The sequence below is a fragment of the Aeromonas aquatica genome (assembly GCF_000764655.1).
GTDB classification, from domain to species: Bacteria; Pseudomonadota; Gammaproteobacteria; order Enterobacterales; family Aeromonadaceae; genus Aeromonas; species Aeromonas aquatica.
The window spans coordinates 103,716-129,635 of the sequence record NZ_JRGL01000104.1; the positions used below are offsets into that span (position 1 = coordinate 103,716).

Annotated in this window: 26 protein-coding genes; 10 read left to right on the forward strand and 16 right to left on the reverse strand. The window is 60.1% G+C overall.

The window, feature by feature from the left end:
- Positions 1 to 8: 8 nt before the first annotated feature.
- The 3 genes from lpxH to LG30_RS0113410 are packed head-to-tail and all read right to left on the reverse strand — an operon-like array spanning position 9 to position 1,916.
- The gene (gene lpxH, locus LG30_RS0113400) at positions 9 to 734 is read right to left on the reverse strand and encodes a UDP-2,3-diacylglucosamine diphosphatase (RefSeq protein WP_033131198.1); all 726 of its coding nucleotides are present in this window, start codon (positions 732 to 734) and stop codon (positions 9 to 11) included.
- Positions 731 to 1,429, reverse strand: a complete 699-nt coding sequence (locus tag LG30_RS0113405; RefSeq protein WP_052101068.1) for a DUF4269 domain-containing protein — start codon at positions 1,427 to 1,429, stop codon at positions 731 to 733. Before LG30_RS0113405 ends, lpxH begins: the two co-directional genes overlap by 4 nt.
- On the reverse strand, positions 1,419 to 1,916 hold the full coding sequence (locus tag LG30_RS0113410; RefSeq protein WP_033131199.1) for a peptidylprolyl isomerase: 498 nt from the start codon (positions 1,914 to 1,916) through the stop codon (positions 1,419 to 1,421). The genes LG30_RS0113405 and LG30_RS0113410 overlap by 11 nt, the downstream gene beginning before the upstream one ends.
- 213 nt (positions 1,917 to 2,129) lie before the next feature.
- On the opposite strand from LG30_RS0113410, the gene cysS reads away from it, so the two are divergent.
- Positions 2,130 to 3,506: a cysteine--tRNA ligase gene (gene cysS, locus LG30_RS0113415; RefSeq protein ID WP_033131200.1), complete on the forward strand. Its 1,377-nt coding sequence runs from the start codon at positions 2,130 to 2,132 to the stop codon at positions 3,504 to 3,506.
- 633 nt (positions 3,507 to 4,139) lie between these two features.
- Here cysS and LG30_RS0113420 read toward each other — a convergent pair.
- Together LG30_RS0113420 and LG30_RS0113425 are read right to left on the reverse strand one after the other, a co-directional pair.
- Positions 4,140 to 5,669: an HD domain-containing protein gene (locus LG30_RS0113420; protein ID WP_033131201.1), complete on the reverse strand. Its 1,530-nt coding sequence runs from the start codon at positions 5,667 to 5,669 to the stop codon at positions 4,140 to 4,142.
- 191 nt (positions 5,670 to 5,860) lie between these two features.
- Positions 5,861 to 6,481, reverse strand: a complete 621-nt coding sequence (locus LG30_RS0113425; protein ID WP_033131202.1) for a hypothetical protein — start codon at positions 6,479 to 6,481, stop codon at positions 5,861 to 5,863.
- A 1,363-nt stretch (positions 6,482 to 7,844) separates the two neighbouring features.
- Here LG30_RS0113425 and LG30_RS0113430 point away from each other — a divergent pair.
- Positions 7,845 to 8,861 (forward strand): sensor domain-containing diguanylate cyclase, encoded by a 1,017-nt coding sequence (locus tag LG30_RS0113430; protein ID WP_033131232.1) that lies wholly within the window; start codon positions 7,845 to 7,847, stop codon positions 8,859 to 8,861.
- A gap of 121 nt (positions 8,862 to 8,982) precedes the next feature.
- Positions 8,983 to 9,270 carry a hypothetical protein gene (locus LG30_RS0113435; RefSeq protein WP_033131203.1) on the forward strand — a complete coding sequence of 96 codons (288 nt, stop codon included), beginning with the start codon at positions 8,983 to 8,985 and terminating at the stop codon, positions 9,268 to 9,270.
- 146 nt (positions 9,271 to 9,416) lie between these two features.
- Here LG30_RS0113435 and LG30_RS0113440 read toward each other — a convergent pair whose 3' ends face one another.
- The 7 genes from LG30_RS0113440 to LG30_RS0113470 form a co-directional block, all read right to left on the reverse strand.
- Positions 9,417 to 9,692 (reverse strand): hypothetical protein, encoded by a 276-nt coding sequence (locus LG30_RS0113440; protein WP_033131204.1) that lies wholly within the window; start codon positions 9,690 to 9,692, stop codon positions 9,417 to 9,419.
- A gap of 295 nt (positions 9,693 to 9,987) precedes the next feature.
- Positions 9,988 to 10,758, reverse strand: coding sequence for a substrate-binding periplasmic protein (locus tag LG30_RS0113445; protein ID WP_033131205.1), 771 nt, complete (start codon positions 10,756 to 10,758; stop codon positions 9,988 to 9,990).
- A 130-nt stretch (positions 10,759 to 10,888) separates the two neighbouring features.
- Complete coding sequence (locus LG30_RS0113450; protein WP_033131206.1) at positions 10,889 to 11,386, reverse strand: GDYXXLXY domain-containing protein; 498 nt, start codon at positions 11,384 to 11,386, stop codon at positions 10,889 to 10,891.
- A 174-nt stretch (positions 11,387 to 11,560) separates the two neighbouring features.
- Positions 11,561 to 12,568 (reverse strand): DUF4401 domain-containing protein, encoded by a 1,008-nt coding sequence (locus tag LG30_RS0113455; protein WP_033131207.1) that lies wholly within the window; start codon positions 12,566 to 12,568, stop codon positions 11,561 to 11,563.
- A 98-nt stretch (positions 12,569 to 12,666) separates the two neighbouring features.
- Positions 12,667 to 13,608 carry a DUF2157 domain-containing protein gene (locus tag LG30_RS0113460; protein ID WP_033131208.1) on the reverse strand — a complete coding sequence of 314 codons (942 nt, stop codon included), beginning with the start codon at positions 13,606 to 13,608 and terminating at the stop codon, positions 12,667 to 12,669.
- A 249-nt stretch (positions 13,609 to 13,857) separates the two neighbouring features.
- Positions 13,858 to 14,415: a TMEM165/GDT1 family protein gene (locus LG30_RS0113465; RefSeq protein WP_033131209.1), complete on the reverse strand. Its 558-nt coding sequence runs from the start codon at positions 14,413 to 14,415 to the stop codon at positions 13,858 to 13,860.
- Positions 14,416 to 14,669: 254 nt separating this feature from the next.
- Positions 14,670 to 14,999, reverse strand: coding sequence for a translation initiation factor (locus LG30_RS0113470; RefSeq protein ID WP_033131210.1), 330 nt, complete (start codon positions 14,997 to 14,999; stop codon positions 14,670 to 14,672).
- A gap of 119 nt (positions 15,000 to 15,118) precedes the next feature.
- Here LG30_RS0113470 and LG30_RS0113475 point away from each other — a divergent pair, with 119 nt between their 5' ends.
- From LG30_RS0113475 to LG30_RS0113485, 3 genes are read left to right on the forward strand one after another with little or no spacing between them, the layout of a single operon-like run.
- The gene (locus LG30_RS0113475; protein WP_033131211.1) at positions 15,119 to 15,346 is read left to right on the forward strand and encodes a FeoA family protein; all 228 of its coding nucleotides are present in this window, start codon (positions 15,119 to 15,121) and stop codon (positions 15,344 to 15,346) included.
- A gap of 49 nt (positions 15,347 to 15,395) precedes the next feature.
- On the forward strand, positions 15,396 to 17,666 hold the full coding sequence (feoB, locus tag LG30_RS0113480; protein WP_033131212.1) for a Fe(2+) transporter permease subunit FeoB: 2,271 nt from the start codon (positions 15,396 to 15,398) through the stop codon (positions 17,664 to 17,666).
- Positions 17,663 to 17,905: a FeoC-like transcriptional regulator gene (locus LG30_RS0113485; protein WP_033131213.1), complete on the forward strand. Its 243-nt coding sequence runs from the start codon at positions 17,663 to 17,665 to the stop codon at positions 17,903 to 17,905. Before feoB ends, LG30_RS0113485 begins: the two co-directional genes overlap by 4 nt.
- Before the next feature lie 93 nt (positions 17,906 to 17,998).
- Here the strand turns inward: LG30_RS0113485 and glgC are convergent, their stop codons facing one another.
- The 3 genes from glgC to LG30_RS0113500 all read right to left on the reverse strand — a co-directional run bounded on the left by glgC (position 17,999) and on the right by LG30_RS0113500 (position 21,074).
- A complete protein-coding gene (gene glgC, locus LG30_RS0113490; protein ID WP_033131214.1) occupies positions 17,999 to 19,270 on the reverse strand; it encodes a glucose-1-phosphate adenylyltransferase in 1,272 nt (423 codons plus the stop codon).
- Between the two features lie 249 nt (positions 19,271 to 19,519).
- Positions 19,520 to 20,659 (reverse strand): type IVa pilus ATPase TapW, encoded by a 1,140-nt coding sequence (gene tapW / locus LG30_RS0113495; protein ID WP_033131215.1) that lies wholly within the window; start codon positions 20,657 to 20,659, stop codon positions 19,520 to 19,522.
- Positions 20,660 to 20,717: 58 nt separating this feature from the next.
- Positions 20,718 to 21,074, reverse strand: a complete 357-nt coding sequence (locus LG30_RS0113500) for a DMT family protein (protein WP_033131216.1) — start codon at positions 21,072 to 21,074, stop codon at positions 20,718 to 20,720.
- Positions 21,075 to 21,186: 112 nt separating this feature from the next.
- Between LG30_RS0113500 and LG30_RS0113505 the strand changes: the two genes are divergently transcribed.
- From LG30_RS0113505 to LG30_RS0113515, 3 genes are all read left to right on the forward strand, one after another.
- Positions 21,187 to 21,936 carry a substrate-binding periplasmic protein gene (locus LG30_RS0113505; protein ID WP_033131217.1) on the forward strand — a complete coding sequence of 250 codons (750 nt, stop codon included), beginning with the start codon at positions 21,187 to 21,189 and terminating at the stop codon, positions 21,934 to 21,936.
- An 87-nt stretch (positions 21,937 to 22,023) separates the two neighbouring features.
- Positions 22,024 to 23,025 (forward strand): vitamin B12 ABC transporter permease BtuC, encoded by a 1,002-nt coding sequence (btuC, locus tag LG30_RS0113510; protein ID WP_033131218.1) that lies wholly within the window; start codon positions 22,024 to 22,026, stop codon positions 23,023 to 23,025.
- Positions 23,018 to 23,788: an ATP-binding cassette domain-containing protein gene (locus LG30_RS0113515; RefSeq protein ID WP_052101070.1), complete on the forward strand. Its 771-nt coding sequence runs from the start codon at positions 23,018 to 23,020 to the stop codon at positions 23,786 to 23,788. The genes btuC and LG30_RS0113515 overlap by 8 nt, the downstream gene beginning before the upstream one ends.
- 296 nt (positions 23,789 to 24,084) lie before the next feature.
- On the opposite strand, the gene LG30_RS0113520 is transcribed toward LG30_RS0113515, so the two are convergent.
- Positions 24,085 to 25,149: a 3-deoxy-7-phosphoheptulonate synthase gene (locus LG30_RS0113520; RefSeq protein WP_033131219.1), complete on the reverse strand. Its 1,065-nt coding sequence runs from the start codon at positions 25,147 to 25,149 to the stop codon at positions 24,085 to 24,087.
- A 153-nt stretch (positions 25,150 to 25,302) separates the two neighbouring features.
- Here LG30_RS0113520 and LG30_RS0113525 point away from each other — a divergent pair, with 153 nt between their 5' ends.
- A complete protein-coding gene (locus LG30_RS0113525) occupies positions 25,303 to 25,683 on the forward strand; it encodes a diacylglycerol kinase (RefSeq protein WP_033131220.1) in 381 nt (126 codons plus the stop codon).
- Positions 25,684 to 25,920 lie beyond the last annotated feature (237 nt).

Genomic DNA, 25,920 nt, shown 5'->3' on the forward strand with positions numbered 1-25,920 from the left:
ACCCCTGCTCAGGGGAGCGTGCGGGTCTCCAGCCGTTGTCCTGCCGGCGAGCAGATCAAGACGGAGCCCTGCTCGAACCAATCTCCCAGTACGATGCGCCGCGCCGGTTTGCCGTCCAGCTTGAAATCGTGGATGGCGGGTCTGTGGGTATGGCCGTGGATGATGGTCCGGCAGCCGTGTTGGTGCAGCATCTCGTCCACCGCCGCCGGGGTGACATCCATGATGAACTGCTGCTTGCTGGCATTCTCCATCTGGCTTTTGCCGCGCATCTTGCCGGCGATGCGCTGGCGGCGACCGAGGGGCAGGCGCAGGAACAGCCAGCGCAGCCATGTCAGCTGGGTGATGCGGCGAAACTTCTGATAGTCGACATCCTGGGTGCAGAGCAGATCGCCGTGGCTGAGCAACACCCGCTCGCCGTAGAGCTCGATGATGCAGGGATCGCCGAGCAGGGTCATGCCCGCGCGCCTGGCAAACTGCCGGCCCAGCAGGAAGTCGCGGTTGCCGTGGATGAAGTAGATGGGCACCCCTTGCTGGCTCAGCGCGAGGAAGGCGTCCGCCACCTCCTGGTGGAGCGGGTTGGGATCGTCATCGCCAATCCAGAATTCGAACAAATCCCCCAGCACATAGAGCGCATCGGCGCCCGGGGCGTCCTGTTCCAGAAAGTGCACCAGGGCGGCCGTCATATCGGGCCTCGCCTGGCTTAGGTGAATGTCACTGATAAAGAGGGTGCTCATGAGATCCTGGGCATCGGGAGGTTGTCCTCGAAACGGGGGACATGGGTAAGGGGAGAAGATTGCCAGATGAGCCGCTCCAGATCGACCCTTTCCAGGGCCAACAGCGCCTGATAAGGGTCGCCGGGCAGCCCCAGCAGCTGGCAGATGGCCGCCTCTCCCTTGAGCCCTTGCTCGAGGCGAAGGTGCAGCACAGCCCGATAAAACGCCCAGCCGAAGTGTTCCAGCAAGGCCGCCATCAGGCTGAGGTGGCGCCAGCCGTTGCGCGTATGGATGGGGAAGGGAGTGACATAGAGCTCGACGGGCCAGACTCGGTCATCGGGGCCGGTCAGCTCGTGCTCCAGCAACCATACCCGCTCCCCCTTGTCGCTTGCCTGCCAGCCCTGGCGGGCAAGCAGGGCGGCCAGGGCGGCGGGATCCCTGTGCTGGCAGAGGATATCGAGATCGCTGCCCGGTCTGTCGAGCCCGATGGCAACCGTGCTCACCAGTGCCAGATCCTGGCAGAGGAGCAGCAGCTCATCCCACAGACCGGCGCCGAGGAGGGCATGGGCCGAACGCTGGCGCTCGTTGCCGAGCGCCAGATAGTCGAGACGGCGCCAGTTCTGGGCCAAGGGCGAAGGAGCGCCCCGCGCAGATGGAAAAACTGCGGCCGGGGCCGCAGTTTCATCGCTACGCAGCAGACAACAATCAGTCGGCAAGGGTGACCTTGGTGATGACGACGTTCTCAACCGGTACATCCTGGTGCATACGGCCGGAGTTACCGGTCTTGACGCCCTTGATCTTGTTGACCACGTCCATGCCGGCGGTCACTTCGCCGAACACGCAGTAGCCGAAGCCCTGGGTGGTCGGGGACTTGAAGTCGAGGAAATCGTTGTTGTTCACGTTGATGAAGAACTGGGCGCTGGCAGAGTGCGGCTCGGAGGTGCGGGCCATGGCGATGGTGCCAATCTTGTTGGACAGGCCGTTGGCCGCCTCGTTCTTGATGGGAGCGCGAGTCTCTTTCTCTTCGAAGCCGGGAGCATAACCGCCGCCCTGGATCATGAAGCCGTCGATGACGCGGTGGAAGATGGTGTTGTCATAGTGACCGTCACGGCAGTATTGCAGGAAGTTGGCCACGGTTTCCGGGGCTTTTTCCGCATTCAGGGTCAGGGTGATGTCGCCGTGGTTGGTGTGCAGAGTAACCATGATATGTCCTTTCAAATGTTGCGCGAGCACGAAGCCGGCTCGCGGCTGTTGCATGGGTTGTGGCATAAAGTGGTGGCAATTCTAGCCCAACAAGGCCGCCCGGCATAGGGCTGACATGGCGTGAACGCCAGATCCGGCGCGTTTGCGCCTCGTTTTCTCCACCGGATGCGGTTAGAATGTCAGACCATTTTACTCACAGGCAGTGGTCATAAGATGCTGAAGATCTACAACACACTCACTCGTCAAAAAGAAGAATTCAAACCTATCCACCCGGGCAAGGTGGGCATGTATGTGTGTGGGGTCACCATCTACGATCACTGTCATATCGGGCACGGTCGCACCTTCGTCGCCTTCGACGTGGTGGCCCGTTACCTGCGCTACAGCGGCTATGAGCTGAACTACGTGCGCAACGTCACCGACGTGGACGACAAGATCATCAAGCGCGCCGCCGAAACCCGGGTCACCTGTGACGAGCTGACCGAACGGCTGATCGGCGACATGCACGCCGACTTCGATGCCCTCGGCATGGTGCGTCCGGACGTCGAGCCCCGCGCCACCCAGCACATCCATGAGATCATCGATCTGGTCGAGACCCTGATCGCCAAGGATCACGCCTACGTGGCCGACAACGGCGACGTCATGTTCATCGTCGAATCCTTCGCCGACTACGGCAAGCTCTCCGGTCAGGATCTGGAACAGCTGCAGGCCGGTGCCCGGGTCGACGTGGTGGATGCCAAGCGCAATCCGCTCGACTTCGTGCTGTGGAAGATGTCCAAGCCCGGCGAGCCGACCTGGGACAGCCCCTGGGGCCCGGGTCGTCCCGGCTGGCACATCGAGTGCTCCGCCATGAACTCCAAGCACCTTGGCAACCACTTCGACATCCACGGTGGCGGCTCGGATCTGCAGTTCCCGCACCACGAGAACGAGATCGCCCAGTCCTGCTGCGCCCACGGTGGCGACTACGTCAACACCTGGATGCACAGCGGCATGGTGATGGTGGACAAAGAGAAGATGTCCAAGTCCCTCGGCAACTTCTTCACCATCCGCGACGTCTTGGCTCATTACGATGCCGAGAGCGTGCGCTACTTCCTGATGTCCGGCCACTACCGCAGCCAGCTCAACTACTCGGAAGACAACCTGAAACAGGCCCGCGCCGCCCTGGAGCGGATGTATACCGCCCTGCGCGACCTGCCTGCGGCCCCCGCCGCCGGTGGCGAAGAGCAGGTGGCCCGCTTCAAGGAGGCGATGGACGACGACTTCAACACCCCGGAAGCCTACTCCGCCCTGTTCGATCTGGTGCGCGAGATCAACCGCCAGAAGGCCGAAGATCTGACCGTGGCCGCGGGCCTCGGTGCCCGCCTGCGCGAACTCGGCGCCGTGCTAGGCATTCTGCAGCAGGATCCGGACGCCTTCCTCAAGGGCAATGACGCCGATGAAGAAGTGGCCGAGATCGAGCAACTGATCGCCCAGCGCAACCAGGCCCGTGCAGACAAGAACTGGGCCGCCGCCGACGCCGCCCGCAACCGTCTCACCGAGATGGGAATCGTGCTGGAAGACAGCGCCGGCAAGACCAGCTGGCGCCGTGCCTAAGACCGGTTGCCCTGTTGGAGCCAACAGGTTGACCCAATAAAAAACCGCAGCCCTAGGGCTGCGGTTTTTGTTTGTGGTCTGCCGGAGGGCTGACACGTTCCCTCTCTCCTGATTGGCATGGCTTCGCCATGCAGGACGCGAGGGCCTTGCCCTCGAAGGGGTTTCGCCCGCCCTTCGGGCTGGGGCGAGTGACTTTGGAAAGACCCGCTCTCTTTGGCAAATAACACCAAAAGTCTTTTCCCCCGGCAAACCGCCCGCTTCGCGGGTTCCCTCGCCTCGTCCAACGGGTCGGACGGAGCGCCGCACACGGCACTTTGGCCTACGCCATAACCTCCCTGTTCTCGCGCCAAATCGGGGTCGAGCAGTGCTCGCCCTGATCCGCTTTGGCCCCTGCCGGCTGCGGCTGCGCCATCATCCCTGATGGCGCTCCTGACCCGTTGAACTCGACTCGGCGGTTTGCAGGGGGAACCAATACCGTGGCCGCCCGTGATACCAGTTTTAATATTGACAGCCTATCCCACCGCAAGGAAATTGAAGTGCATGGTACTGGCTAAATAACGTTCTGGTTTGGGTGCGGACTGTTTGGCAGATAGAAATTAATAACCGCATCCCTTGGGCTGCGGTCTTTATATGCTATAAATCGAAATATTCATGTGCAATATTATTCTTCAGCATTTCAATCTCTGATATTAAATCATTCGATATATAACTTTCGTATTCTTTACATATAAATATTCTAATTAAATATTTAATTGACTGATATTTGTCGAGTTTGTCACCACTTTCGGATAGCTTTTTAATATCATAGCTTCCATGTAAATTTTTCCTTAGAAGTTTTATTTCTGTCTTATCTATATCTTTAAATGCATTGTCAGTCATTATGTCTATAGCGAACTTATATTTAGGGACAGTCTTGGAAATTAATTCAAGTAAATCACATTTGAGTTTTGATACGAATTCTTTCTTTGTGAGGTCTGTTATTTTTAAGTTTTTTGGGTATATTTTAGATTCGTATTTTTTTGACCAAGGGTTTCTGTTTATGATGTCGTTGAGTATTTTTTTGCCAAGATCATGGTATTTACTTTCCTCAACGAAGCTTGGCAGTTGTTCATTTAAAAAAAAGTCATCTGAATTATCTAGATAAAAGGCCTCTAGTTGTTCCAACTTACTCTCTGGGTTAGCCGCATCTGGTTCCTCAAGTTTAAATAGGCTCAAAGTCTCTCCAGATGTACTTTCTTTTGATATTTCACAAACATTTCCTAACATTGCTGAAAATGCTCTATTTGTTTTGTGGTAATAAACTTGCCCAAATAGACTTGATCTGGCATTTATAAACTCAACAATAGAGTCAATCCCACTTTCTTTATATGCCAAAAACACTTGATTATTATCGATAACAGGCACAATAGACATAAAGAGCCTGTTGTAATCATAGATACCACATTTCACACCGGAAAAATAACTGTCCCTTAGAAGATAATCCATTCGGTCAGCATCAATAGGGCAGGATGATATTATAGATGTAAATAGGGGAAGGATGTCTAAGCTTTTATCACCAAAATTTACTGTCATTCTATTATTTTTATATTTGCTCTCGATAATACTTATGACATTGTCAATGTCTATTGAATTGCGTAATTCATCATTCAAGCTATTATAAATAATTTTTATGAAGATCGCAGACATATGCTCATGGTCAATGGTGGCACCATTGGAAATCATCTTGAAAATATCACTAAAGTCCTGTCCAAGATGTTCTGATAAATCCTCTTTTTTGCACATAAATGAATCAAATTGATGAGACATAGGACCATGGCCAAGATCATGTAATAGAGCTGCCAATCTCAGTTCCCGAATATTACTTAAAGGAAGGTGCTCAATATTATTAAAAATTCTACCATCACTATATTTATTTTGATATCTATATGAATTTAAATTTAAATTCTTTAATATTTCATATGATAGATGCATAACGCCGAGAGAGTGTTCAAACCTACTATGCATTGCTGAGGGAAAAACTTTATATAAAAAAGTATTCTGCTTTATATTTCTTAGCCTCTGAAATAGGGGGTGATTAATGAATTTTATTTCCAATTCACTTAAGCGGATTATACCATGAATTGGGTCTAATATCTTACCAAGTAATTCTTTATCAAATTGCATTTATAAGTCCCTTTATTTTCATCGTGGGTTGGAAATGTGAGTAATGTTAATGTTGTTGGTTAATGAAAATGTTTTCTGTTAAGATCAACGTTTATATGAAGTTACATGCAAAAAATTAATAATTGGTGTGGGTTTATTAAACGTTATGTCTATCAAGCTAGATGTTGATTGTTTTTTTAAGAGAAGTGGCATTAATCCATGGCATTTATTTTTTGTATTAGTTTTTTCACTCGATTGGCAGACATTATTGGAAATGTTTGAGTGAGCATGAATAATGCTGTGGTGATAAAAATAAACCCTAGTCCTATTTGTGAAAATAGCTCTATCCATGTAATAGATCTATCTGTTGGCAATACCATGAAAAATAACCCTGCAAATATCAGAGCAATTCCAAACAGTAGATTGAAGACGAATAATGCATATTCAATAAAACTAATTTCTATGACGACCCTTTTGTTTTTATAAAAAATATGAGGCAGCCCTCTTTTAAAGTGAGCAAACGATATCTCTCCATGGCTTTTCTTATGTAGATTAATTAATGATTCTCGCATTTCTTTTTCTAATCGCATTCCGGTAGTTATTTTGAAATGCTCTGCAGCAAGTTCATTTTCTAAATGAGACTTAGTCGAACCTACGATTTGAGGACATTGTATAGCGGCTTCTAGCTTTATTATTCTAGCTTTCTGTCTCTCCTCAAAGAAACTAAATAGAGTTCGCAAATTAAAAATAATCGCAACGGCTACGACTGTTAAAGCTACCCATACATTACCTTTTTCTACAGCCTCAATAAGTTTGTTAACAATATCGCTCATGTAGTTGAATCCATTATAAAGCTAAAGTGATTAAAATTTTATTCACATATAAGGTTGAGTTAGGAGGAATATTCACTATTTTTCCCTTGGTATATGTGAGAGCAGCATTCTGCTGTGCTCACACGTTACTTTTTAACCTATGCAATCAAGTTGATGTGACTTGCTGTATAGATATGACAAAATTGCTTTGCTATGAGGTGGACTAAGGGAAAATTCAGAGATAATTATTCTCCCATTCATTGCCCTAAATATACAACAGACGGTTGTTAACTAACCTCGGGGTTACGGGTTGGTTCTGGCCCCCTGTTGTTCGCCGAGGTGAGCCCGTTTGTCCAGGCCGCGAGGCAGGATGCCGAGCGAGCGCCGCTGGGCCAGGGGCCAAACCGGAATTGGACGAGCAACGCTCGGCCCGGTTTGGCGCAAGGACAAGGATGTCCGCAGCGGACTTTGACCGACGCCAAGGATGGTGGAGGTCAAAGCCCATCGGCGCGTGCCGTGGGACAAACGGGTGAACCGAGGGAACCCGACGAAGGAGGGCGAACAAGTGGGGGAGAAGACTTTTGGTGACTTTGGGTCTTTCCAAAGTCACTCGCCAAGCCGCGTAGCGGCGGCGAAACCCCGTCGAGGGCAGCGCCCTCGTGTCCTGCATGGCGAAGCCGTGCCATTGAGACGTGGGGCGGCATTCGTCAGGCAATGCCGCTACCCACCCCTCACCCCACCCCTCACCCTAACCCTCTCCCGCAAGGGGAGAGGGGATGGTTACCGTGGTGCAATGCGCTGTGCTTATTGCACCCTACGCCTCTCCCGTTGGGAGGAGGGGACTGTTACCGCGGACGATTACGCTTCGCTAATCGACCCTACTCGACCCTACTGGCGAAGCCATGCCAAATAAGGTTGGTAACCCCTCACCCTAACCCTCTCCCCCAAGGGACGAAGGGATCAAACCGAAAGCCCGAGACGCTAACGGATTGCACTGGTCGAGGACAAGGTCCTCGCATCTTGCCGAGGCGCGGGATGCCGGGCTGGCATCCGCCAAGGACGCTACCGCCTGACTGTGGCTGCCAGAGTGCGTCGTGGACGATCGTCAGGGAAGGGGGCCAACGGGCACCCGTTACCATCCTACGGAGCCAGCTTGACCCGATCCATGAAATTAGTGATGCAAGCATCAGAAATGAATGAATATTTGCGCTGGCTCAACATTGTGGCCGCGAGCGAGTCAGATTGCCGGGAAAAGTCATGGCGGCGGGGCGGCCAAAGCGTGAAAAGGCCCGGATTTCTCCGGCCCGGACCCTCGCCCTGCTTGTGGGGGAGTGCCCCCCTTGGTTATGGTGTGCGGGTTTTACATGCAAGCTGGGAGATGTGCATGGACAAGATATTGCAGGCCCTGTCGGAGCGGGTCACACAGGCGCGGGATCTGGAGAGCCTGACGCGGCCGCTGCTGGAGATGCTGGAGGCGGTGACCGGGCTGGAGTCGACCTATCTCACCGAGATAGACCTCGGGGAGGGCAAACAGAGCGTCCGCTATGCCCGCAACGCGGCAGAGCTGCAGATCCCGGAGGGGATCACGGTGGACTGGAGCGATACCCTGTGTCGGCGGGCGATCGATGAGGGGCGCATCTATACCGACAACGTCGCCGACTGCTGGAGTGATTCGGATGCGGCCAGGGACCTGGGCATTCGCACCTATCTGAGCAGCCCGGTGCGCACCCCTTCTGGCTCGCTCTATGGCACCCTGTGTGGCGCCAGCGCGGGACAGAAGCCTCTGGTGGCGGGCTCCGAGCACCTGATCGCCTTCTTTGCCCGGCTGATCGCCGAGCATGTGGAGCGGGAGCAGTTGCTGCAGCAGTTGCAGCAGGCCAATCACGAGCTGTCGCGCCAGGCGCTGTGCGATCCCCTGACCGGGTTGCCCAATCGGCGGGCCCTGATGCACGAACTCACTCGGTTGTTCTCCCTGTCGGAGCGTGCCGGGCACCCTGTGCTCATCGCCTTCATCGATCTCGATGGCTTCAAGGCCATCAACGATACCCACGGCCATGACGCCGGCGATCTGCTGCTGCAAGCCGTGGCGCGGCAACTGGTGGCGGCCCTGCGTAGCGGCGATCTGCTGGCGCGGGTCGGCGGGGATGAGTTCGTCGCCGTGGGCATGGGGCCTTTCCACGGCGATGACACTGTCGATGCCGCCGTGCACTGTTTCCAGCGCCGGCTGTTCGAGCACAGCGTGGTCCAGCTGCCGTTGACGCCCGAGGGCTTCTATTACCCCGGCGCCAGCGTGGGGGTGGTGGCGGTCGATCCTGTGCACACCAGCATCGATGACGCCCTGCGCCAGGCCGATGCGAGCATGTATGAGATCAAGCGCCAGCGCCGCGCACTGGCCTCCTGAGACGGCTCCGTTGATAGTTTGGCGGGGCGCGCACGGCACGGCGGCGTGAATGCCCGGATTGCCGCTTTTTCGCCATCGATGTTAGGATGCTTGCCCCCACATCAACCCGGATCACTTCGCCATGGCAAACCGGTTTATCAGCAGTTATCGCGCGCTGGCGTCAAAAGCGGCCGCGCTCTTTGCCGAGCTCTCGGAGTTTCAGCAGCGCATCTGGGTGGTCAGCATCGTCAATGAGGCCTACACCGACACCTTCATCGTCAACGAGGGCAGCTTCGAGGAGCCCATGCAGTGGATGATCCGCAAGGGATACGATGCGGGCATGGTGCAGCAGGTGGACCAGATGCGGCGCTCGCAGGCTATTCAGCTCGAGCTGGGCAGCGCCAGCCATCGGCTGATGCGGGTCAAATAACGGCCCCGCTTCCCCCGACTCCTCGCCGTTTGCCTGAAAAAGCCCCCGAGCGGCGCTTCTGGGGCGAGGGAGGGTAACAATCCACCCTTACCCTATGGCATTTTATATGCCATTCCCACGCAGCAGTGGTGTTTCCATCTGCCTCGTCATGATTTTTCTGTGGTTCTCTCCGGTTTTTGCGCCCCCGAATAGATGCAAATGGCGGAGTTGTAGCCGTTGTAGGCCACGGCGTAGTGGAAGTCGCAGAAATAGGCCGGGTGCTTGGTGGCCACGGTATCGCCGGCCTTGCATTGCTCCTGCATGCCTTCGACCAGCGAGTCGTTGTCGGCCCCCAGACATGCCTTGCCGGTGGTCTTGTTGCCACATCCCCCTAGCAGGGCGCAGAGGGCGATCCCGGCTAACAGCTTCCATTGATGGTTCATCGTTGATCCTGACTGTGTGAACTGACGGGCAGGCGGCCTGTCTCGCCGCGCCGGGTTGCGGCCGCGTGCTGGGTCTTTGCCTGAGCAGGCGGCAGATAGCGCGCCTATCTTACGGAGCCAACGCGGTCCAATCTACCCCCCATAGCTGCTGCAAGTGCCTAAATTGCATGGTTTTATAGGCGATCTCAGGGGGCGGCGGAACATGGGGTGGGGAAGCGGGGAGCCGGCACGTTGGTGCAGAGTCCGGGTATCGGGGTGAGCGGCAACAAGGAAGAGCCTGTTGCCGGTGAGGCGATTAGGGCGCCGGGAAGTACTTGTGCTGGAGCCGCTGGAACGCCTCGCTGGCCAGCACCTGGGTGAGGCCGCGCTGAAACTCCTTGACCAGCTCATCATCGACCGGGTGGCTGAAGGCGAAGCAGAATTGCTCCGAGCTCAGCACCCAGGTGACCTTGAACTGGGCGGGATCCAGTTGCTGGTTGTGGATCAGGTCCTGCATCGTGGTCTTGTTGGTGGAGACGAGATCGACCCGGCCCGAGGTGAGCATCCGCAGGGCCTGGGAGAGGCGGTTGGCGGCCATGATCTTCTGCTCATCGAAGCCGCCGTTGAGCAGGAGCTGCTCCCCCACGTCGGTGCGCACGGCGCCGATGTTGTAGCGCTGGGCATCCTCCAGCTTGTCGAGCTGGATGTTTCGCTCCGCCAGCCCCATCAGCACGATTTCGGCATAGCCGATGGGGCAGGCCCACTTGAACAGGGGATCTCGTGCCTCGGTGCGGGCGGTGGAGAAGAGCACGGCGTTGGGTTTCTGGGTCAGCAGGTAGTAGCCCCGGGCCCAGGGCAGCATGCTGATCTCTTGCGGCGGGGTGCCTGTCTTCTGCCACACCAGTTGCAGCAACTCGACGGCCAGGCCGCTGGGCTTGCCGTCTTCGCCGGTGAAGTTATAGGGTCTGTACTCTTCGGTGAGGTAGTGCAGCTGGCCGAGTGCCGGGCTGGCCTGGGCCCTGCCTGACCCGCCCCAGGAGGCGGCGGCGAGGGCGGCGACTGTGACCAAGGGTATCCATCTTCTCATCCCGACCATCCTGAGGCTGTGTGCGCACCTCAAGTGTAGTCAGGCCGTTCAGGCCGCCGCCCGCGCGGCCTGAACGGCGCCAGCCCCGCGAGGGGGCCGGCGCATCGAATCGATGTGGGGAGAGGGCCGGCTACCAGGCCGCCCGGATGTGACCGATGGGCTTGAACTGCTCGTCACGCAAGCCGACCAGCAGGGTCTTGCCATCGGCCTGCAACCTGAACTCGCCATAGCGGGCGGCCTCGAACTGCTCCCCCGTCCCTTCTTCGAAGAAGTAAGCATCCGGCCCTATCCGCCACTGGCCATCCTGGCGGCGGGCTTGCAACAGGCGCTGATCTGCCTCGAGTGCCTGCGCCTTGCCGTCGGTCACCCAGTGCGCGACCTGATGCTCATCGAGCCGGATGACCAGGGTATCGGTCGCCGCCTTCTCCTGACCCAGGCTCACCAGCTGGCGCGCTATCTCGTAGTTCAGCCGCATGTAATCCCCCTGCATCAGGGAGCGGGGATCGACGGGGGCGAGGCGCAGCAGCACCACCTCGCCGCTGCTCATGGCGCGCTCGAAACGCCAGACGCTGAAGTTGATGCCCGCCAGGATGGCGAGGCCGGTCAACACAAGGGCGAGGCGTCTCATGATGGGATCCCCCTGTTCGGCATTTTCAGTCGTTGATGAGCCCCGATCAGCAGGGCGAGGCCAGTCAGCACAAGGGCGAGGCGTCTCATGATGGGATCCCCCTGTTCGGCATTTTCAGTCGTTGATGAGCCCCGATCAGCAGGGCGAGGCCGGTCAGCACAAGGGCGAGGCGTCTCATGATGGGATCTCCTTGCCGAGGATTTTCAACAACTGGCGAGCCCCTAGCAGCAGGGCCCCCGAGCCCAGCAGCAGCCAGGATTTGGTCATCAGGGTCAGCCCCAGATCGTAGTAGTAGAGGGAGCCGAAGCCGAGCAGCAGCAGGCCCGCCAGTGTCATCAGCCCGAGACTCCCGGCATAGAAACCGAGCACCAGCACCAGGGCGCCGGCCCCCATGCCGGGAATGATGGCGCTGATCAGCACCAGCGGCAGGCCATAGAGCAACGGCAGTTTCAATTTCACCATGACCCCGAGCAACAGGGCCGCGCACAGCACGGGGTTGAGCCAGAGCGGCAGGCGGGAGCGCCCCAGCTCGTCGAGCACGCTGCCACCGCTCTCCCACAGCGGATGGTGCAGGCGGCCCAGCACCAGCAGGGAGAGGGCCAGCCCCAGGGTGAGGGATTCATAGAGCTGATGGCGGGTCGGTTGGCGCTCGGCCAGCAGCCAGCAGGCGGTGAGCGCCGCCATCACCAGCGGCAGGGCCAGCAGTTGCAGGCCGAGGCAGGCCAGCCCCAGGGTGAGCAGCAAGGCGGCGGCGAAGCTGTGAAACAGCCGGATCAGCCAGTGCTCGAACAGGGCGGCGATGCCTGACGAGAGAAGACAGAGACCGAGCCAGAGGGGGGCCGAGTGCAGATCGATCCTGTCGATCAGGCCATAGAGCAGCCAGGCATCGGCGGCGAGCGCCAGCGCCAGCACGAACTGATCCCAGAGATCGTTGCGTTTGGCCTGGCGGTTGAGGGCGAGGGCAGCAACCATCAGCAGGCCGCCCATGGCGAGGGCGTGGTTGGCCTCCCGGATGACACCCTCGAAGGCCATGAACAGGAAGAACAGCAGGAAGAGGGCGGCTATCCAGCCCACCATGCCGAGCAGGAAGCGGCTCGACCAGTGGGGTTGATCGTCGAGCGGCGTCTCGCCTTCGACCAGATCCGCGGCCAGCAGCCGCTGCCAGGGAGTCAGCTCAGCCATGGGACCTCCGTTGCTGTTGCAGCCAGCGGCTGGCGACGACAGTGATGAGAGTACGATGGCGATAAAGGCCAGCCATCGTGGTCTGCCAATGGGTCAGATTACACATGATGTTGCCTCCGTTGTTGTTGCAGCCAGCGACTGGCCAGGACCGAGAGGCCGATGGCGATCAGGCTCAGCAGCAGGAAACCGTTCACGTCCGGCTCCATCCACTTGCCAAGCGCCGCCAGGGTGACGGCGATAAGGCTCAGGCACCCCATGGCGAGCCCGGCGATGAATCTGTGGTGCCAGCGCAGATAGGCGGCGGCGAGCCAGCCGATCCAGGCGGGCCAGACCCAGGGGGAGGCGGCATCGAACAGTGCCAGCAGGGCGAGCAAGGTGACACCGAGCCCGGCCGCCAGCCCCGCCAGCCAGGAGGGCATCAGCCTGACGCGGGCGGGCACCAGCAGCAGCGCGCCCCAGAGCGCGGCGTTGAACAGGGTCAGGCACCAGCCGAGGGCCTGCTCATCGAACGCAAAGAAGAAGCCGAACAGGCCGAGCCGCCAGTAGAGCACCAGCGCCAGCTGGCCGAGCAGCCAGCTCAGGGTCCAGAGCAGTGGGCTCATGCCGAGCGCCGCCAGGGGCAACAGCAGCAGGGCCCAGGTGGCGAACAGCTGCCAGGGATCGGCGCCGGTCTGATAGGTCTGGCCCACCAGCGCCAGCAGGGCACCGATATTGAGGGCGATGGCCAGCAGCAGGGCCTGGCGAGGGGTGTCCGTCATGGGTTTGCGCCACAGCAGCACCAGCATGGCGAGCAGGGGCAGCTCCAGCAGGGCGAGGCGGGAGAGGCGGCCGAGCTCCTGCCAGTTGAAGGCGACGAAGAAGACCAGGCCGGCGCCCAGACACAGGCTGCCGAGCCAGAGCAGCAGCCTGTCGAACAGCCACTGCCAGCGCGCGCTTGCGGGGGGAAGGCCCATCAGCGCCAGGGCGGCCGGCAGGTTTGCCGGTGCGAGGCGGCCGCGTCTGACCCAGTCGAGCAGGGTCTGTCTTGAGGTGAGGTGCATGGCGAGGCTCCCAAGTGCCTGTCTGTACTTGTGTTTGTCGCATTATGGCACGGTGCGGCGGCCCGGGGCAGACCCCGACCGGGTGGATGCGACAGTGGCCAGGTTGCGGGGAGAGCGGCATGGGCGGCCAGGGAGGCACAGCAGGGAGGCACAAAAAAGCCCCGATCTGGGATCGGGGCTTGATGTGATTGGCGCGCTGGCGGGGTAAGTCAGTGCTCACGCTGACCTCCCTACCTTATGAAGGCCAACTCAGACGAAGAGCAGGGTACTGACGCCGAGCCCCACGAAGAGCACGGCGCAGGCGATGCGGATCCCCTTGAGGGGCAGCTTGTCGGCGCCGAGCTTGCCGAGCAGCACCACGGGCACGTTCGCCAGCATCATGCCGAGGGTGGTACCGGCGATGACCTGAGTGAGGGAGTCGTACTTGGCCGCCAGCAGCACTGTGGCTATCTGGGTCTTGTCCCCGATCTCGGCGATGAAGAACAGCACGAAGGTGGCCATGAAGGGGCCGTACTTGTCGAGGGAACTCTTCTCATCGTCCATCTTGTCCGGCACCAGGATCCAGACCGCCATGGCGATGAAGGCCGCCGCCACCAGGTAGGTCATCACCTTGGGATCCAGCCAGTTGCTGATGAACCCGCCTATCCAGGCGGCACCCGCGTGGTTGAGCAGGGTCGCCGCCAGCATGCCGGCAATGATGGGCCAGGGTTTTCGAAAACGACAGATGAGCAGCAACGCCAGCAGCTGGGTCTTGTCGCCGATTTCGGCGATGGCCACGCTCAGGGTTGAGGTTAACAAGGCTTCCATAAAAAATAACCGGGGGACGGAATTGTTATACCTATGACAAGCCTGCGCCATCCGTCCCCGGTATTGGCACTGGCCCGTCAAAGGTCTTGTCAAATCCGGCATTGCCCGGATCATCCTGACCATGGTGAGTTGGCACCAAGTATGTTGATCAGGATCGCGCGTCGGCGTTGGCTAAAAGCGGAACCGGCGGCGAGACTACTCCCCCTCGATGGGAGCGGGCATTCTAGGGAAAAAGCCGAAAGGAGACAAGCAGATCAGCCGCCCACCAGCTTGACGCTGAAGCCGGCCTTCTCCAGTTCGGCCTTGATCAGGTCCCTTTTGTCCCCCTGGATCTCGATGATCCCGTCTTTCAGACCACCGCCGGTACCGCATTTCTTCTTGAGCAGGGTCGCCAGTGTTTTCTGCTGATCTGCCGGCACCCCGTGGATGGTGATGACACCGGCGCCCTTGCGGCCCTTGGTCTCGCGGCGAATGCGCACCACCCCATCGGTGGGGAAGGGGGAGGCGGGTTGGGCGCTGGTGGATTCCTTGATCATGCCGCCGTCCGTGCTATAGACCAGGCGGCTGTTGTTGTCTGGGGTCATGGTAAATCTTTGTGAGTTAGCTGAGCGGAGTTTGATTTTACGCAAATAAAAGTTGGGGGCACAGCTTATAATTCCCCGACTAAAAGCGAATTATTCTTGTTTAACTTCAGGAGTCAGTCATGGTTCTCACACAGTTGTCGCCGGGGCAGAGTGCTCGCATCAAGAACATGAACCAGTTGACGCGCCCGCTACGACGCAAGCTGATGGTGATGGGCCTGCTGCCTCAGACTGAAGTCATCTATCTGCGCACGGCACCGCTCGGTGATCCGCTCCAGATCCAGTGCCAGGGTATCTGTCTCTCCATGCAAAAGAGCCTGGCGCAGCAAATCGAGGTGGAAGTGTTATGAACCCCTTTCAACAGCAGAGCCTGGTACAACGAGTCGAGGTCAAACCGGTATGAGCTACAACCTGGTTACCGTCGGCAATCCCAATAGCGGCAAGACCTCGCTGTTCAACGCCCTGACCGGTGCCCGCCAGCAGGTGGGCAACTGGAGCGGGGTCACCGTCGACAAGAAGATGGGCGAATTCTCCGCCGGGGGTCACGACTATCAGCTGATGGACCTGCCCGGCATCTATGCCCTGGCCAATCAGGAGGCGAGCCTCGACGAGCAGATCGCCAGCCGCTTCGTGCAGGGCCAGCAGCCGGACTTGCTGCTCAACGTCATCGACGCCGCCAATCTGGAGCGCTCCCTCTACCTGACCCTGCAACTGCGTGAGCTGGGCCTGCCCATGGTGGTGGTGCTCAACAAGATCGATCTGCTGCAAAAACGCCGGATCACCATAGACGAGACCCTGCTCGCCCAGGCGCTGGGTTGCCCCGTGGTGTCACTCTCGGCCCACAATCGCCAGCAGGTGGCGGCCTTCAAGGCGCAGATCCAGCAGTTCATCGGCAAACCCCAGCCCGCGCTGGTGCTCGATTACGGTCAGCCGCTGGAAGCCGATATCGCCGAGCTTGAGACCCTGCTCGCCCCCCATCATCTGGCCGCCCGTGGTCGCGCCCTGCGCCTGCTGGAAGAAGACATCGCCATGCAGGAGACCCTGCAGGCCGGTCAGCAAGCCGCGGCCGGCAACCTGGTGCAGCGTGCCCACAACGCCCAGGACATCGATCTGCAACTGGCGGACCTGCGCTACGGCCACATCCATCACTGGGCCCAGCAGGCGTGCCGCCATCAGGGCAAGCTCACCGTCGCCCAGAGCGAGTGGCTGGACAAGGCGCTGCTCAACCGCTGGATTGGCATCCCCTTCTTCCTGTTGGTGATGTACCTGATGTTCATGTTCGCCATCAAGGTGGGCAGCGCCTTCATCGATTTCTTCGACATCATGGGGGGCGCCCTGTTCGTGGACGGGATCCACCATCTGCTGGGGCTGGTTGATGCGCCGGACTGGCTGGGGGCCGTGCTGGCGGACGGCATTGGCGCCGGTCTGCAGACGGTGGCGACCTTCATCCCCGTGGTGGGCTGCCTGTTCCTGTTCCTCGCCGTGCTGGAGAGCTCCGGCTATCTGTCGAGAGCCGCCTTCGTGGTGGATGCCCTGATGCGTCGCCTCGGTCTGCCCGGCAAGGCCTTCGTACCCATGCTGATGGGCTTTGGCTGCACGGTGCCTGCCGTGATGGCGACCCGCACCCTCAACTCGGAGCGCGAGCGGCTGATGACCTCGGCCATGGCGCCCTTCATGTCCTGCGGCGCCCGTCTGCCGGTCTATGCCCTGTTCGCGGTGGCCTTCTTCCCCGAATCCGGCCAGAACCTGGTGTTCGGCCTCTATCTCTTCGGCATCCTGGTGGCGGTGCTCACCGGTCTGTTCCTGCGCAGCACCCTGCTGCCGGGCAAGAGCGAGTCCATGGTGATGGAGATGCCGGACTACGAGTGGCCCCGTCCGGTGGACGTGGGGATCCGCACCTGGCAAAAACTCAAGGCCTTCATCTTCGGCGCCGGCAAGACCATAGTGCTGATGGTGGCGGTGCTGAGCGTGCTCAATTCGCTGGGTACAGACGGCAGCTTCGGCAACCAGGATCAGGAGGACTCGGTGCTGAGCAAGCTCAGCCAGACGGTGACGCCTGTGCTGCATCCCATCGGCATACGGGAAGAGAACTGGCAGGCGACGGTCGGCATCCTGACCGGCATCTTTGCCAAGGAGGCCGTGGTGGCCACCCTCAACAGCCTCTACGCCGGCAACACCGGGGATGAGGAAGAGAGTGAATACTCCCTGCTGGGCAGCCTGCAGGAGGCGCTCGCCACCATCCCCGCCAACCTGGCCGACATCGATCCGAGCGATCCCATGGGGCTCAAGGTGGGTGAGCTGGAAGACCAGCAAGCCGCCGCGCAGGCGCAAGAGGTCGACACCTCCACCTACGGCAATATGCAGACCCACTTCGACGGCATGGCCGGGGCCTTTGCCTACCTGCTGTTCGTGCTGCTCTACATGCCCTGCGCCGCCGCCATGGGCGCCCTGGTGCGGGAAACCGGTCGTCAGTGGGCCCTGTTCACCGCCGCCTGGTGCAACTACACGGCCTTCCTGTGCGCCACCGTCTTCTATCAGCTGGCCACCTTTGCCGCCCACCCCGAGCAGAGCCTGCTGTGGGTCGCGAGCTATGGCCTCTCTCTGGTGCTGCTCTGGTGGTTCGGCCGTCGTCACGGTGACATAGTCGCGCGCAAGGTGGTGGCACTATGATCTTGCGGGAACTGGGTGACTACCTCGCCGTACAGCAGAGGGTGAGCCGGCGGGAGCTGGCTCGCCACTTCCACACCTCGGAGGATGCGGTGGAGGCCATGCTCGGGGTCTGGATGCGCAAGGGCCGCGTCGCCAAGCGGGAGACCCAGGTGTGTGGCGGCAGTTGCTGCGGCAAGAGCCAGGAGGTGATGTTCGAGTGGTGCGAACCCGGCCAGATAGGCCTGATCCAGCGGTGCTGATTTCCGTGTATTAGCGCGCTTCATCAGTAAAAAAGGACCCGCCGATGGCGGGTCCTTTTTGTTTTCGTGCCGTGCCCGGAGGGCGGCCCGGACTCACAGCGCGGCCAGCATCTCCTGGGTGACCAGCACTATGCCCTGCTCGGAGCGGTGGAAGCGGCGGGCATCTTCGCAGGCGTTTTCCCCCACCACCAGCCCTTCCGGCAGCTTGCAACCCTTGTCGATCACCACCCGGCGCAGCCGGCAGCCGGCCCCTATCTCGACCCCGGGGAAGATCACCGCCTGATCCAGGGTGCAGAAGGAGTCGACCCGCACGTTGGTGAACAACACAGAGCTCACGATGAAGGAGCCGCTGACGATGGTGCCGCCGGAGAACAGGGAGTTGATGGTCATGCCATGCTGGCCGTGTCTGTCCTGCACGAACTTGGCGGGGGGCGTCATCTTCTGGCTGGTCCAGATGGGCCAGTCCTGATCGTAGATATCGAGCTCAGGGGTCACCGAGGCGAGATCCATGTTCGCCTCCCAGAAGGAGTCCACCGTGCCCACATCGCGCCAGTAGGGTTTTTTTTGCTGACAGCAGCCGACGCAGGAGAGGCCGAACGGGTGAGCATAGGCGGTGCCCTCCTTGACCACCCGCGGGATCACGTCCATGCCAAAATCGTGGTGGGAGTCGTCGTTGGCAAGATCCTCTTCCAGCAGTTGGTAGAGATACTCGGCGTCGAAGATGTAGACCCCCATGGAGGCCAGCGCTGTGTCGGCCTTGCCGGGCATGGCGGGGGGATCGACCGGCTTCTCGACGAAGGCGTTGATCTTGCGATCCGCATCCACCGCCATCACCCCGAAGGCGCTGGCCTCCTGGCGGGGCACCTCGATGCACGCCACCGTCACCCTGGCGCCCAGGTTGACGTGATCGAGCAACATGGCGGCGTAGTCCATCTTGTAGATGTGATCCCCCGCCAGCACCACCACGTACTTGGGGCCGTGTTCGCGAATGATGTCCAGGTTCTGATAGACCGCATCGGCGGTGCCGCGATACCAGCTGACCTCATCCACCCGCTGCTGGGCGGGGAGCAGTTCGATGAATTCGTTCATCTGGTAGCGCAGGAAGGACCAGCCCGACTGCAGGTGGCGCAGCAGGCTGTGGGACTTGTACTGGGTGACCACACCGACCCGGCGGATGCCGGAGTTGATGCAGTTGGAGAGCACGAAATCGATGATGCGGAACTTGCCGCCGAAATGCACCGCCGGTTTTGCCCTGCTGTCTGTCAACTGCTTGAGGCGACTGCCCCGCCCTCCAGCGAGAACCAGGGCCATGGTCTCATTCAGCAACTGTCTGGACTTTGCTGTATTGGTAGGTTGTAACAACATTGAATACCCCTTTGTTGATATACCTCCTCGATTGTGCCCCCTTTGAGGCCTAGGCGAAAGGGCTTTCAATCGAGGTCGGGATTCAAGTTGATTTTTTTGTCATTTGTGTGAGCGAGCGACTCTGCCGAGAGGGGGATTGTGCGCCCAGCGGTCGTAAGGAGCGCAGCGGAACGTGAGTCCGCTACACCTTTGTTGAACACACAGCCGCCATGGCGATTGTGTGTTCAATGGGGGAGGGGCTGTGTCTGACTAGAACAGCTTGTCCTTGTCATCCTTGGTCGGCTCCAGGCTCCAGCCGCTGGCATCGGCGCTGTTGGCGAGGGAGCCCTTCTCCTGCCACAGCTTGATCTTGAGGCGCAGGTTGTTGGCCGAGTCGGCGTTCTTCACCGCCTCTTCCTCGTCGATCACCCCTTCCACCACCAGATCGAACAGGGTGCCGTCGAAGGTGAGCATGCCGAGGGCCCTGGATTTCTCCATGATCTCCTTCAGGCTGCCAAATTCCCCGCGCTTGATGAGATCGCGAATGGTGTGGGTGCCGAGCATGATCTCCACCGCCGCCCGGCGACCGCCATCTGTGGTCTTCACCAGCCGCTGGGAGACGAAGGCCTTGAGGTTGTTGCCCAGATCGTTGAGCAGCTGGGGGCGGCGCTCCTCGGGGAAGAAGTTGATGATGCGATCCAGCGCCTGGTTGGCGTTGTTGGCGTGCAGGGTGGAGATGGCGAGGTGTCCGGTCTCGGAGAAGGCCAGGGCATGCTCCATGGTTTCGCGATCGCGAATTTCACCGATGAGGATCACGTCCGGCGCCTGGCGCAGGGTGTTCTTCAGCGCCGCGTGGAAGCTGCGGGTGTCCACTCCCACCTCCCGCTGGTTGATGATGCTCTTGCGGTGGCGATGGACGAACTCCACCGGATCCTCGATGGTGATGATGTGGCCGCTGTGGTTGCGGTTGCGATGGTCGATGAGGGCCGCAAGCGACGTGGACTTGCCCGAACCCGTGCCGCCGACGAACAGCACCAGGCCGCGCTTCTCCATGATGGTGTCGAGCAGCACCGGGGGCAGTTTCAGATCCTCGAAGCGCGGGATCTCGGTCTTGATGTTGCGCGCCACCAGGGAGACCTCGTTGCGCTGCTTGAAGATGTTGACCCGAAAGCGGCCAATCTGGGGCAGAGAGATGGCGAGGTTCATCTCTAGCTCCTTCTCGAACTGCTGCTTCTGCTCGAGATCCATGATGTCGGCGGCGATCCTGGCCACCTCGCCCGGCTCCAGCGGTGTCTCGTTCAAGGGACGCAGGGCGCCGTTGAACTTGGCGCAGGGAGGCGCACCGGTGGAGAGATAGAGATCCGAGCCATCCTGGCTGGCCAGGGTCTGTAGCATGTCGCGCAATTCCATGTTTTGCCTCGTCACTCAAAGGGATGCGATGGTTGTCAATGTGCTTGAGTGTACCCTGTCAGGCGCCGGTGAGTTTCTCGCGAAACACAAAAAATACCGCTCCCATGATACAGAGCCCGGCCCAGAGGTAGTCCCACTTCAGATCTTCTTTCAGATAGAAGACGGAGAAGGGCACGAACACCGTCAGGGTGATCACCTCCTGCAAGATCTTGAGCTGGCCGACCGTCAGCACCGTGTGGCCGATGCGGTTGGCGGGCACCTGCAACAGGTACTCGAACAGGGCGATTCCCCAGCTTACCAGGGCAGCGATGATCCAGGGCTTGTGGTTCATGCTCTTGAGATGGGCATACCAGGCGAAGGTCATGAAGACGTTGCTGCAGATCAGCAGTCCTATGCTGGTGACGATAGGGTTCATTAGGTTCTCCTTTGAAATCAATGCATTTTATCTCGACTCCATGGGTTTCCATAAGTGGGGCTTGAGGGTATTTTTGTCTCACAAGGATGGAGCAACATAAGGCTGGAAATGGATGGGCAAGACAAGCTGGGGAGTGCTTGGTCTGTTGTTTGCCTGCATGGCGCCCGTGACCTCAATGGCAAACGGAGCGCCAACCCTGACGGTGGTCACCGATGTCTGGCCCCCGTTTCGCATGCTCGCGCAGGACGATCAATTTTACGGCCTGGATATCGATATTCTGCGCCAATTGCAGGCCCGCAGCGGCATCGCGCTCGAACTCAAGCGGGTGCCATGGGGGCGGGCCCTCAAGCAGATGCAGACAGGTCAGGCCGACCTGATGATAGGGCTGGCCCATACCCAAGAGCGCGCCGCCTTCGTCGATTACCTGCAACCGGCCTACTATCAATGCCGGCCCGCCTTCTATGGCAAGCCTGCGGCTGTTGCCGCCCTGCTCCGCTATGAGGATCTCAAGGGCAAGGAGGTGGGCTATGTGCTCAACTCGGCCTATTTCGACCCCTTCGATAGTGACACCCAGATCGACAAGCACGGCGTACCCACCGAAGACCAGTTGCAACGCATGGTGGAGCGCGGCCATCTGCCGCTGATGATAGGCACCGACTGCCAGGTGGATTATGCCCTGAGCCAGCGCAACGACGCCGGCCTCGTCAAGGCGGACTATCGCCCACCGTACCCGGTGCGGCTCTATCTTGGCATGAGCAAGCGCTCACCCCATCAACGCCTCGGGCCCGTGCTGGCGCAGGCGTTGCAAGAGATGGTGGCGAGCGGCGAGGTCGAGGGACTGGCCAAGGCCTACCACCCTTGACCTTGGGTGGTAACGCGCTGTTATCATGCAGCTTTCTTGCTGGCTCCCCACTTGGGGGCCGAGCCTGTCTCATTTCGGGGATCCCGCGTGTATCTCGCTCTTATCCATCGCCAGCGGCGCTGGCAGCGCCGCTGGCTGCTCGCCCTGTCGCTGCTGACCCTGTCTCTGTTCGCGTTCTCCCTCGTCTGGGGGGAATTCCTGCTGCTGCCCTGGCAACCGCTGGGTGAGCTGGAGCGCCATATACTGCTGGAGCTGCGGCTGCCGCGCGCCCTGCTGGCCCTGCTGGCCGGGGCGGCGCTTGCCTGTGGCGGCGCCGTGCTGCAGGTGATGCTGCACAACCCGGTGGCGGAGCCCGGCCTGCTCGGCGTGTCGAGCGGTGCCGGGCTGGCGGCCATGGTGGCGATGGCGGTGGCCAAATCCCTCGGTGTCTATCTGCCGGGCTGGGGTTTGTCCCTCGCGGCCTTCGGCGGCGCCCTGCTGGTGACCATGCTGCTGATCCGGCTGGCGCGCCGGGCCCGGCTCGGCCACGCCAGGTTGCTGCTGTTCGGGGTCGCCATCGGCATCCTCACCAACGCGGCCATGACCTGGCTGATGTATTTTGCCGACGATGCCTCCTTGCGCGAATTCATGTTCTGGATGATGGGCAGCCTCTCCTATGGCAGCCAGCAGCTCGCCTGGTGGTGGCTGGTGCTGCCGCTGACCCTCGGCTGGCTTTGCTGGCAGGGCAGGGCCTTGCAGCAACTGCTGCTGGGGGAGACCCAGGCCCGACTGATGGGGCTGGACGTGGACAGGGTGCGGGTGCGGCTGGTGCTGGCGGTTTGCCTGCTCACCGGCATGGCGGTCGCCCTGTGTGGCGTCATTGGCTTCGTCGGGCTGGTGGTGCCCCATCTGCTGCGACTGTGCGGCGGCAGCGATCAGCGCTTCCTGCTGCCCGCCTCGGCGCTCGGCGGCGGCGCCCTGCTGCTCGGCGCCGATCTCATCGCCCGCTCGGCCCTGAGCGCCGGCGAGCTGCCCATCGGCGTCATCACCGCCTCGGTGGGGGCGCCGCTCTTCATCTACCTGCTGCTGAGGCAAGACGCCCATGCCTGACCGCCCCCATGACGTGCTCGCAGCCCGTGCGCTGGCCATCCCCGAGCGGTTGGCGCCGCTGGATCTCGCCTGGGGCGGCGGTCAGCTGGTGGCTCTGCTCGGCCCCAATGGCAGCGGCAAGTCGACCCTGCTCGGCGCCCTGGCTGGCATCCTCCCCGGAAAGGGGGATGTGCTGCTCGAAGGGCAATCCATCTCGCAGATGAGCTGGCCTGAGCTTGCCCGGCAGCGTGCCATGCTGCCCCAGCGCCAGCCCCAACTGTTTCATATCCCGGTGTTTCAGGTGCTGAGCCTGGGACTGGATGAGACGACCGAGCCCGAGCTGCGCAACCGGGCGGTGGCCGAGTTGTGCGCGGCGCTGGAGCTGGAAGGGTTGCTGGCGCGGGACTTCAGCCGCCTGTCCGGGGGCGAGCAGCAGCGGGTGCTGATCGCCCGCACCCTGCTGCAGATCTGGCCCGGTCTCAATCCGGCGGGACGCATCCTGCTGCTGGACGAGCCGTTGGCGGGGCTGGATCTGCATCATCAGCTGGCCCTGCTGCGCCTGCTCAAGCAGCTGGCCCGACAGGGGCTGCTGGTGGTGCTCGCCATCCACGACATCAATCTGGCCATCGACTGGGCGGATCGCGTCCTCTGCCTGCAAGGGGGGCAGGTGGTGAGCGAGGGGGGCACCGAGCTTATCGACGAAGCCTTGCTGGCCCGGGTGTTCCAGATAAAGACGGATCGCATCGAGGCGGGTGGCCGGGTCTGGTTTATGCCGAGTCTGTGAGGCGGGTTGCCCCCTCATCCCCAGCCCTTCTCCCACGAGGGGAGAAGGGAGCTGTTGCCTTGGCCGAGGGAGATCCGGCACTGATTGGGTGCCACAAAACGAAAGGGCCAGACACCTGTGGTGTCTGGCCCTTTGCATAGGCAGAGTGAGCGTCGAGCCGATGCTCAGGCTTTGTGCTTGTCCAGCCGCACCTGGGCGGCTTCCGCCAGCATGACCAGCAGAGTTTCGGTGTCGGCCCAGGAAAGATAAAGGCCAGGCATCGGCGATGCACTGGCCTGTTTCATCGGGCGTTCGCCTCAGGCTTTGTGCTTGTCCAGCCGCACCTGCGCCGCCTCGGCCAGCATGGCCAGCAGGGTTTCGGTGTCGCTCCAGGAGAGGCAGGCATCGGTGATGCTCTGGCCGAAGGTGGCGGCGCAGCCGTTCTCCACGTCCTGACGCCCTTCCACCAGGAAGCTCTCGGCCATGATGCCGGCGATGCCGGTACGGCCACGGCGCAGCTGATCGCAGATATCCTGCGCCACCAGCAGCTGGCGGCGGTGATCCTTCATGCTGTTGCCGTGGCTGAAGTCCACCACCAGCCGCTCGGGCAGGCCGACATCGGCCAGGGCCTCGCAGGCCTCGTCGACGCTGGCGGTGTCGTAGTTCGGCCTGTGGCCGCCACGCAGGATCACGTGGCCATAGGGGTTGCCGGCGGTGCGGTAGATGGTCATCTTGCCGTCCTTGTCCGGGGAATAGAAGATGTGGCTGTGGCGGGCGGCACGCACCGCATCGATGGCGATGCGGGTGTTGCCGTCGGTGCCGTTCTTGAAGCCGACCGGGCAGGAGAGGGCGGAGGCCATCTCACGGTGCACCTGGGATTCGGTGGTGCGTGCCCCAATGGCGCCCCAGGTGATGAGGTCGCTGATGTACTGGCCGGTCACCATGTCGAGGAACTCGGTGGCGGTGGGCATGCCGGTCTCGTTGATGTCCACCAGCAGCTTGCGGGCCAGCTTCAGCCCCTCGTTGACGTCGAAGCTGCCGTCCAGACGAGGATCGTTGATCAGCCCCTTCCAGCCGACGATGGTGCGCGGCTTCTCGAAATAGGTGCGCATCACGATGCACAGGCTGCCCTTGTACTGCTCGCGCAGGGCGTTGAGGCGCAGGGCATACTCGTGGGCGGCGGCGGGATCGTGGATGGAGCAGGGGCCGACGATGACCAGCAGGCGCTGATCCTCACCGGCCAGGATGGCTTCCACGTCGCGGCGGGCATCCAGCAGGTTCTGGGCGATGCGGTCGTTGATGGGGAAGGCGTGCGCGAGTTCGCTCGGAGTGATCAGGGACTCCAGTGGGCGGGTGCGCAATTCATCGGTGTGAATGGACATTCGACTCAATTCTCGAGTGGGTGATGTGGGCGGTCGCCTGATGGCGTGCCGAAAAGGCAAAGGGATAAAATAAAGCAAAAATCCCCTGATGGAAACCTTCAAGGGCTCTGCTAGGATGTGAGCCCAAAAGCCATTCCAAATGAGGTAGTTATCGTGGCAAAGCCAGGCGCGACCGGGGTCACTCGCATCATCAACGCAACCGGTTACAGCATGAAGGGTCTCAAGTCGGCCTGGATTAACGAGGCGGCCTTCCGCCAGGAGCTGGTGCTTGTGCTGCTGTTGATGCCGCTGGCCTGCTGGCTCGGGGACTCTCTCAACCAGACGTTGCTGCTCATCTGTATCAGCTGGCTGGTGGTGATCGTCGAGGTGCTCAACTCCGCCATCGAGGCGGTGGTAGACCGTGTCGGCTCCGAGCATCACGAGCTGTCGGGGCGCGCCAAGGATCTCGGCTCCGCCGCCGTCTTCATCGCCCTGGCCCTCAACGCCCTGGTGTGGGGCGCCTTGATTGGCCGCAATCTGCTGGGATGGTGGTAGCTTGCGAGAGCAAGCTTCCTCCTGACATGAAAAAGCCCGTCATCGAGACGGGCTTTTTGTTGTCCGATGTCCCGTCCTGAATATGGTTTACACCTTTCCCCCCAATAAATGGAGACCCCGATGGGACAAGGTGTGAAACGGACACAGCGCGATTACTCGCTGACTTTTAAACTGGCGCTGGTCGAGCAGATTGAAAAAGGCGAGCTCACCTACAAACAGGCTCAGGCCCGTTATGGC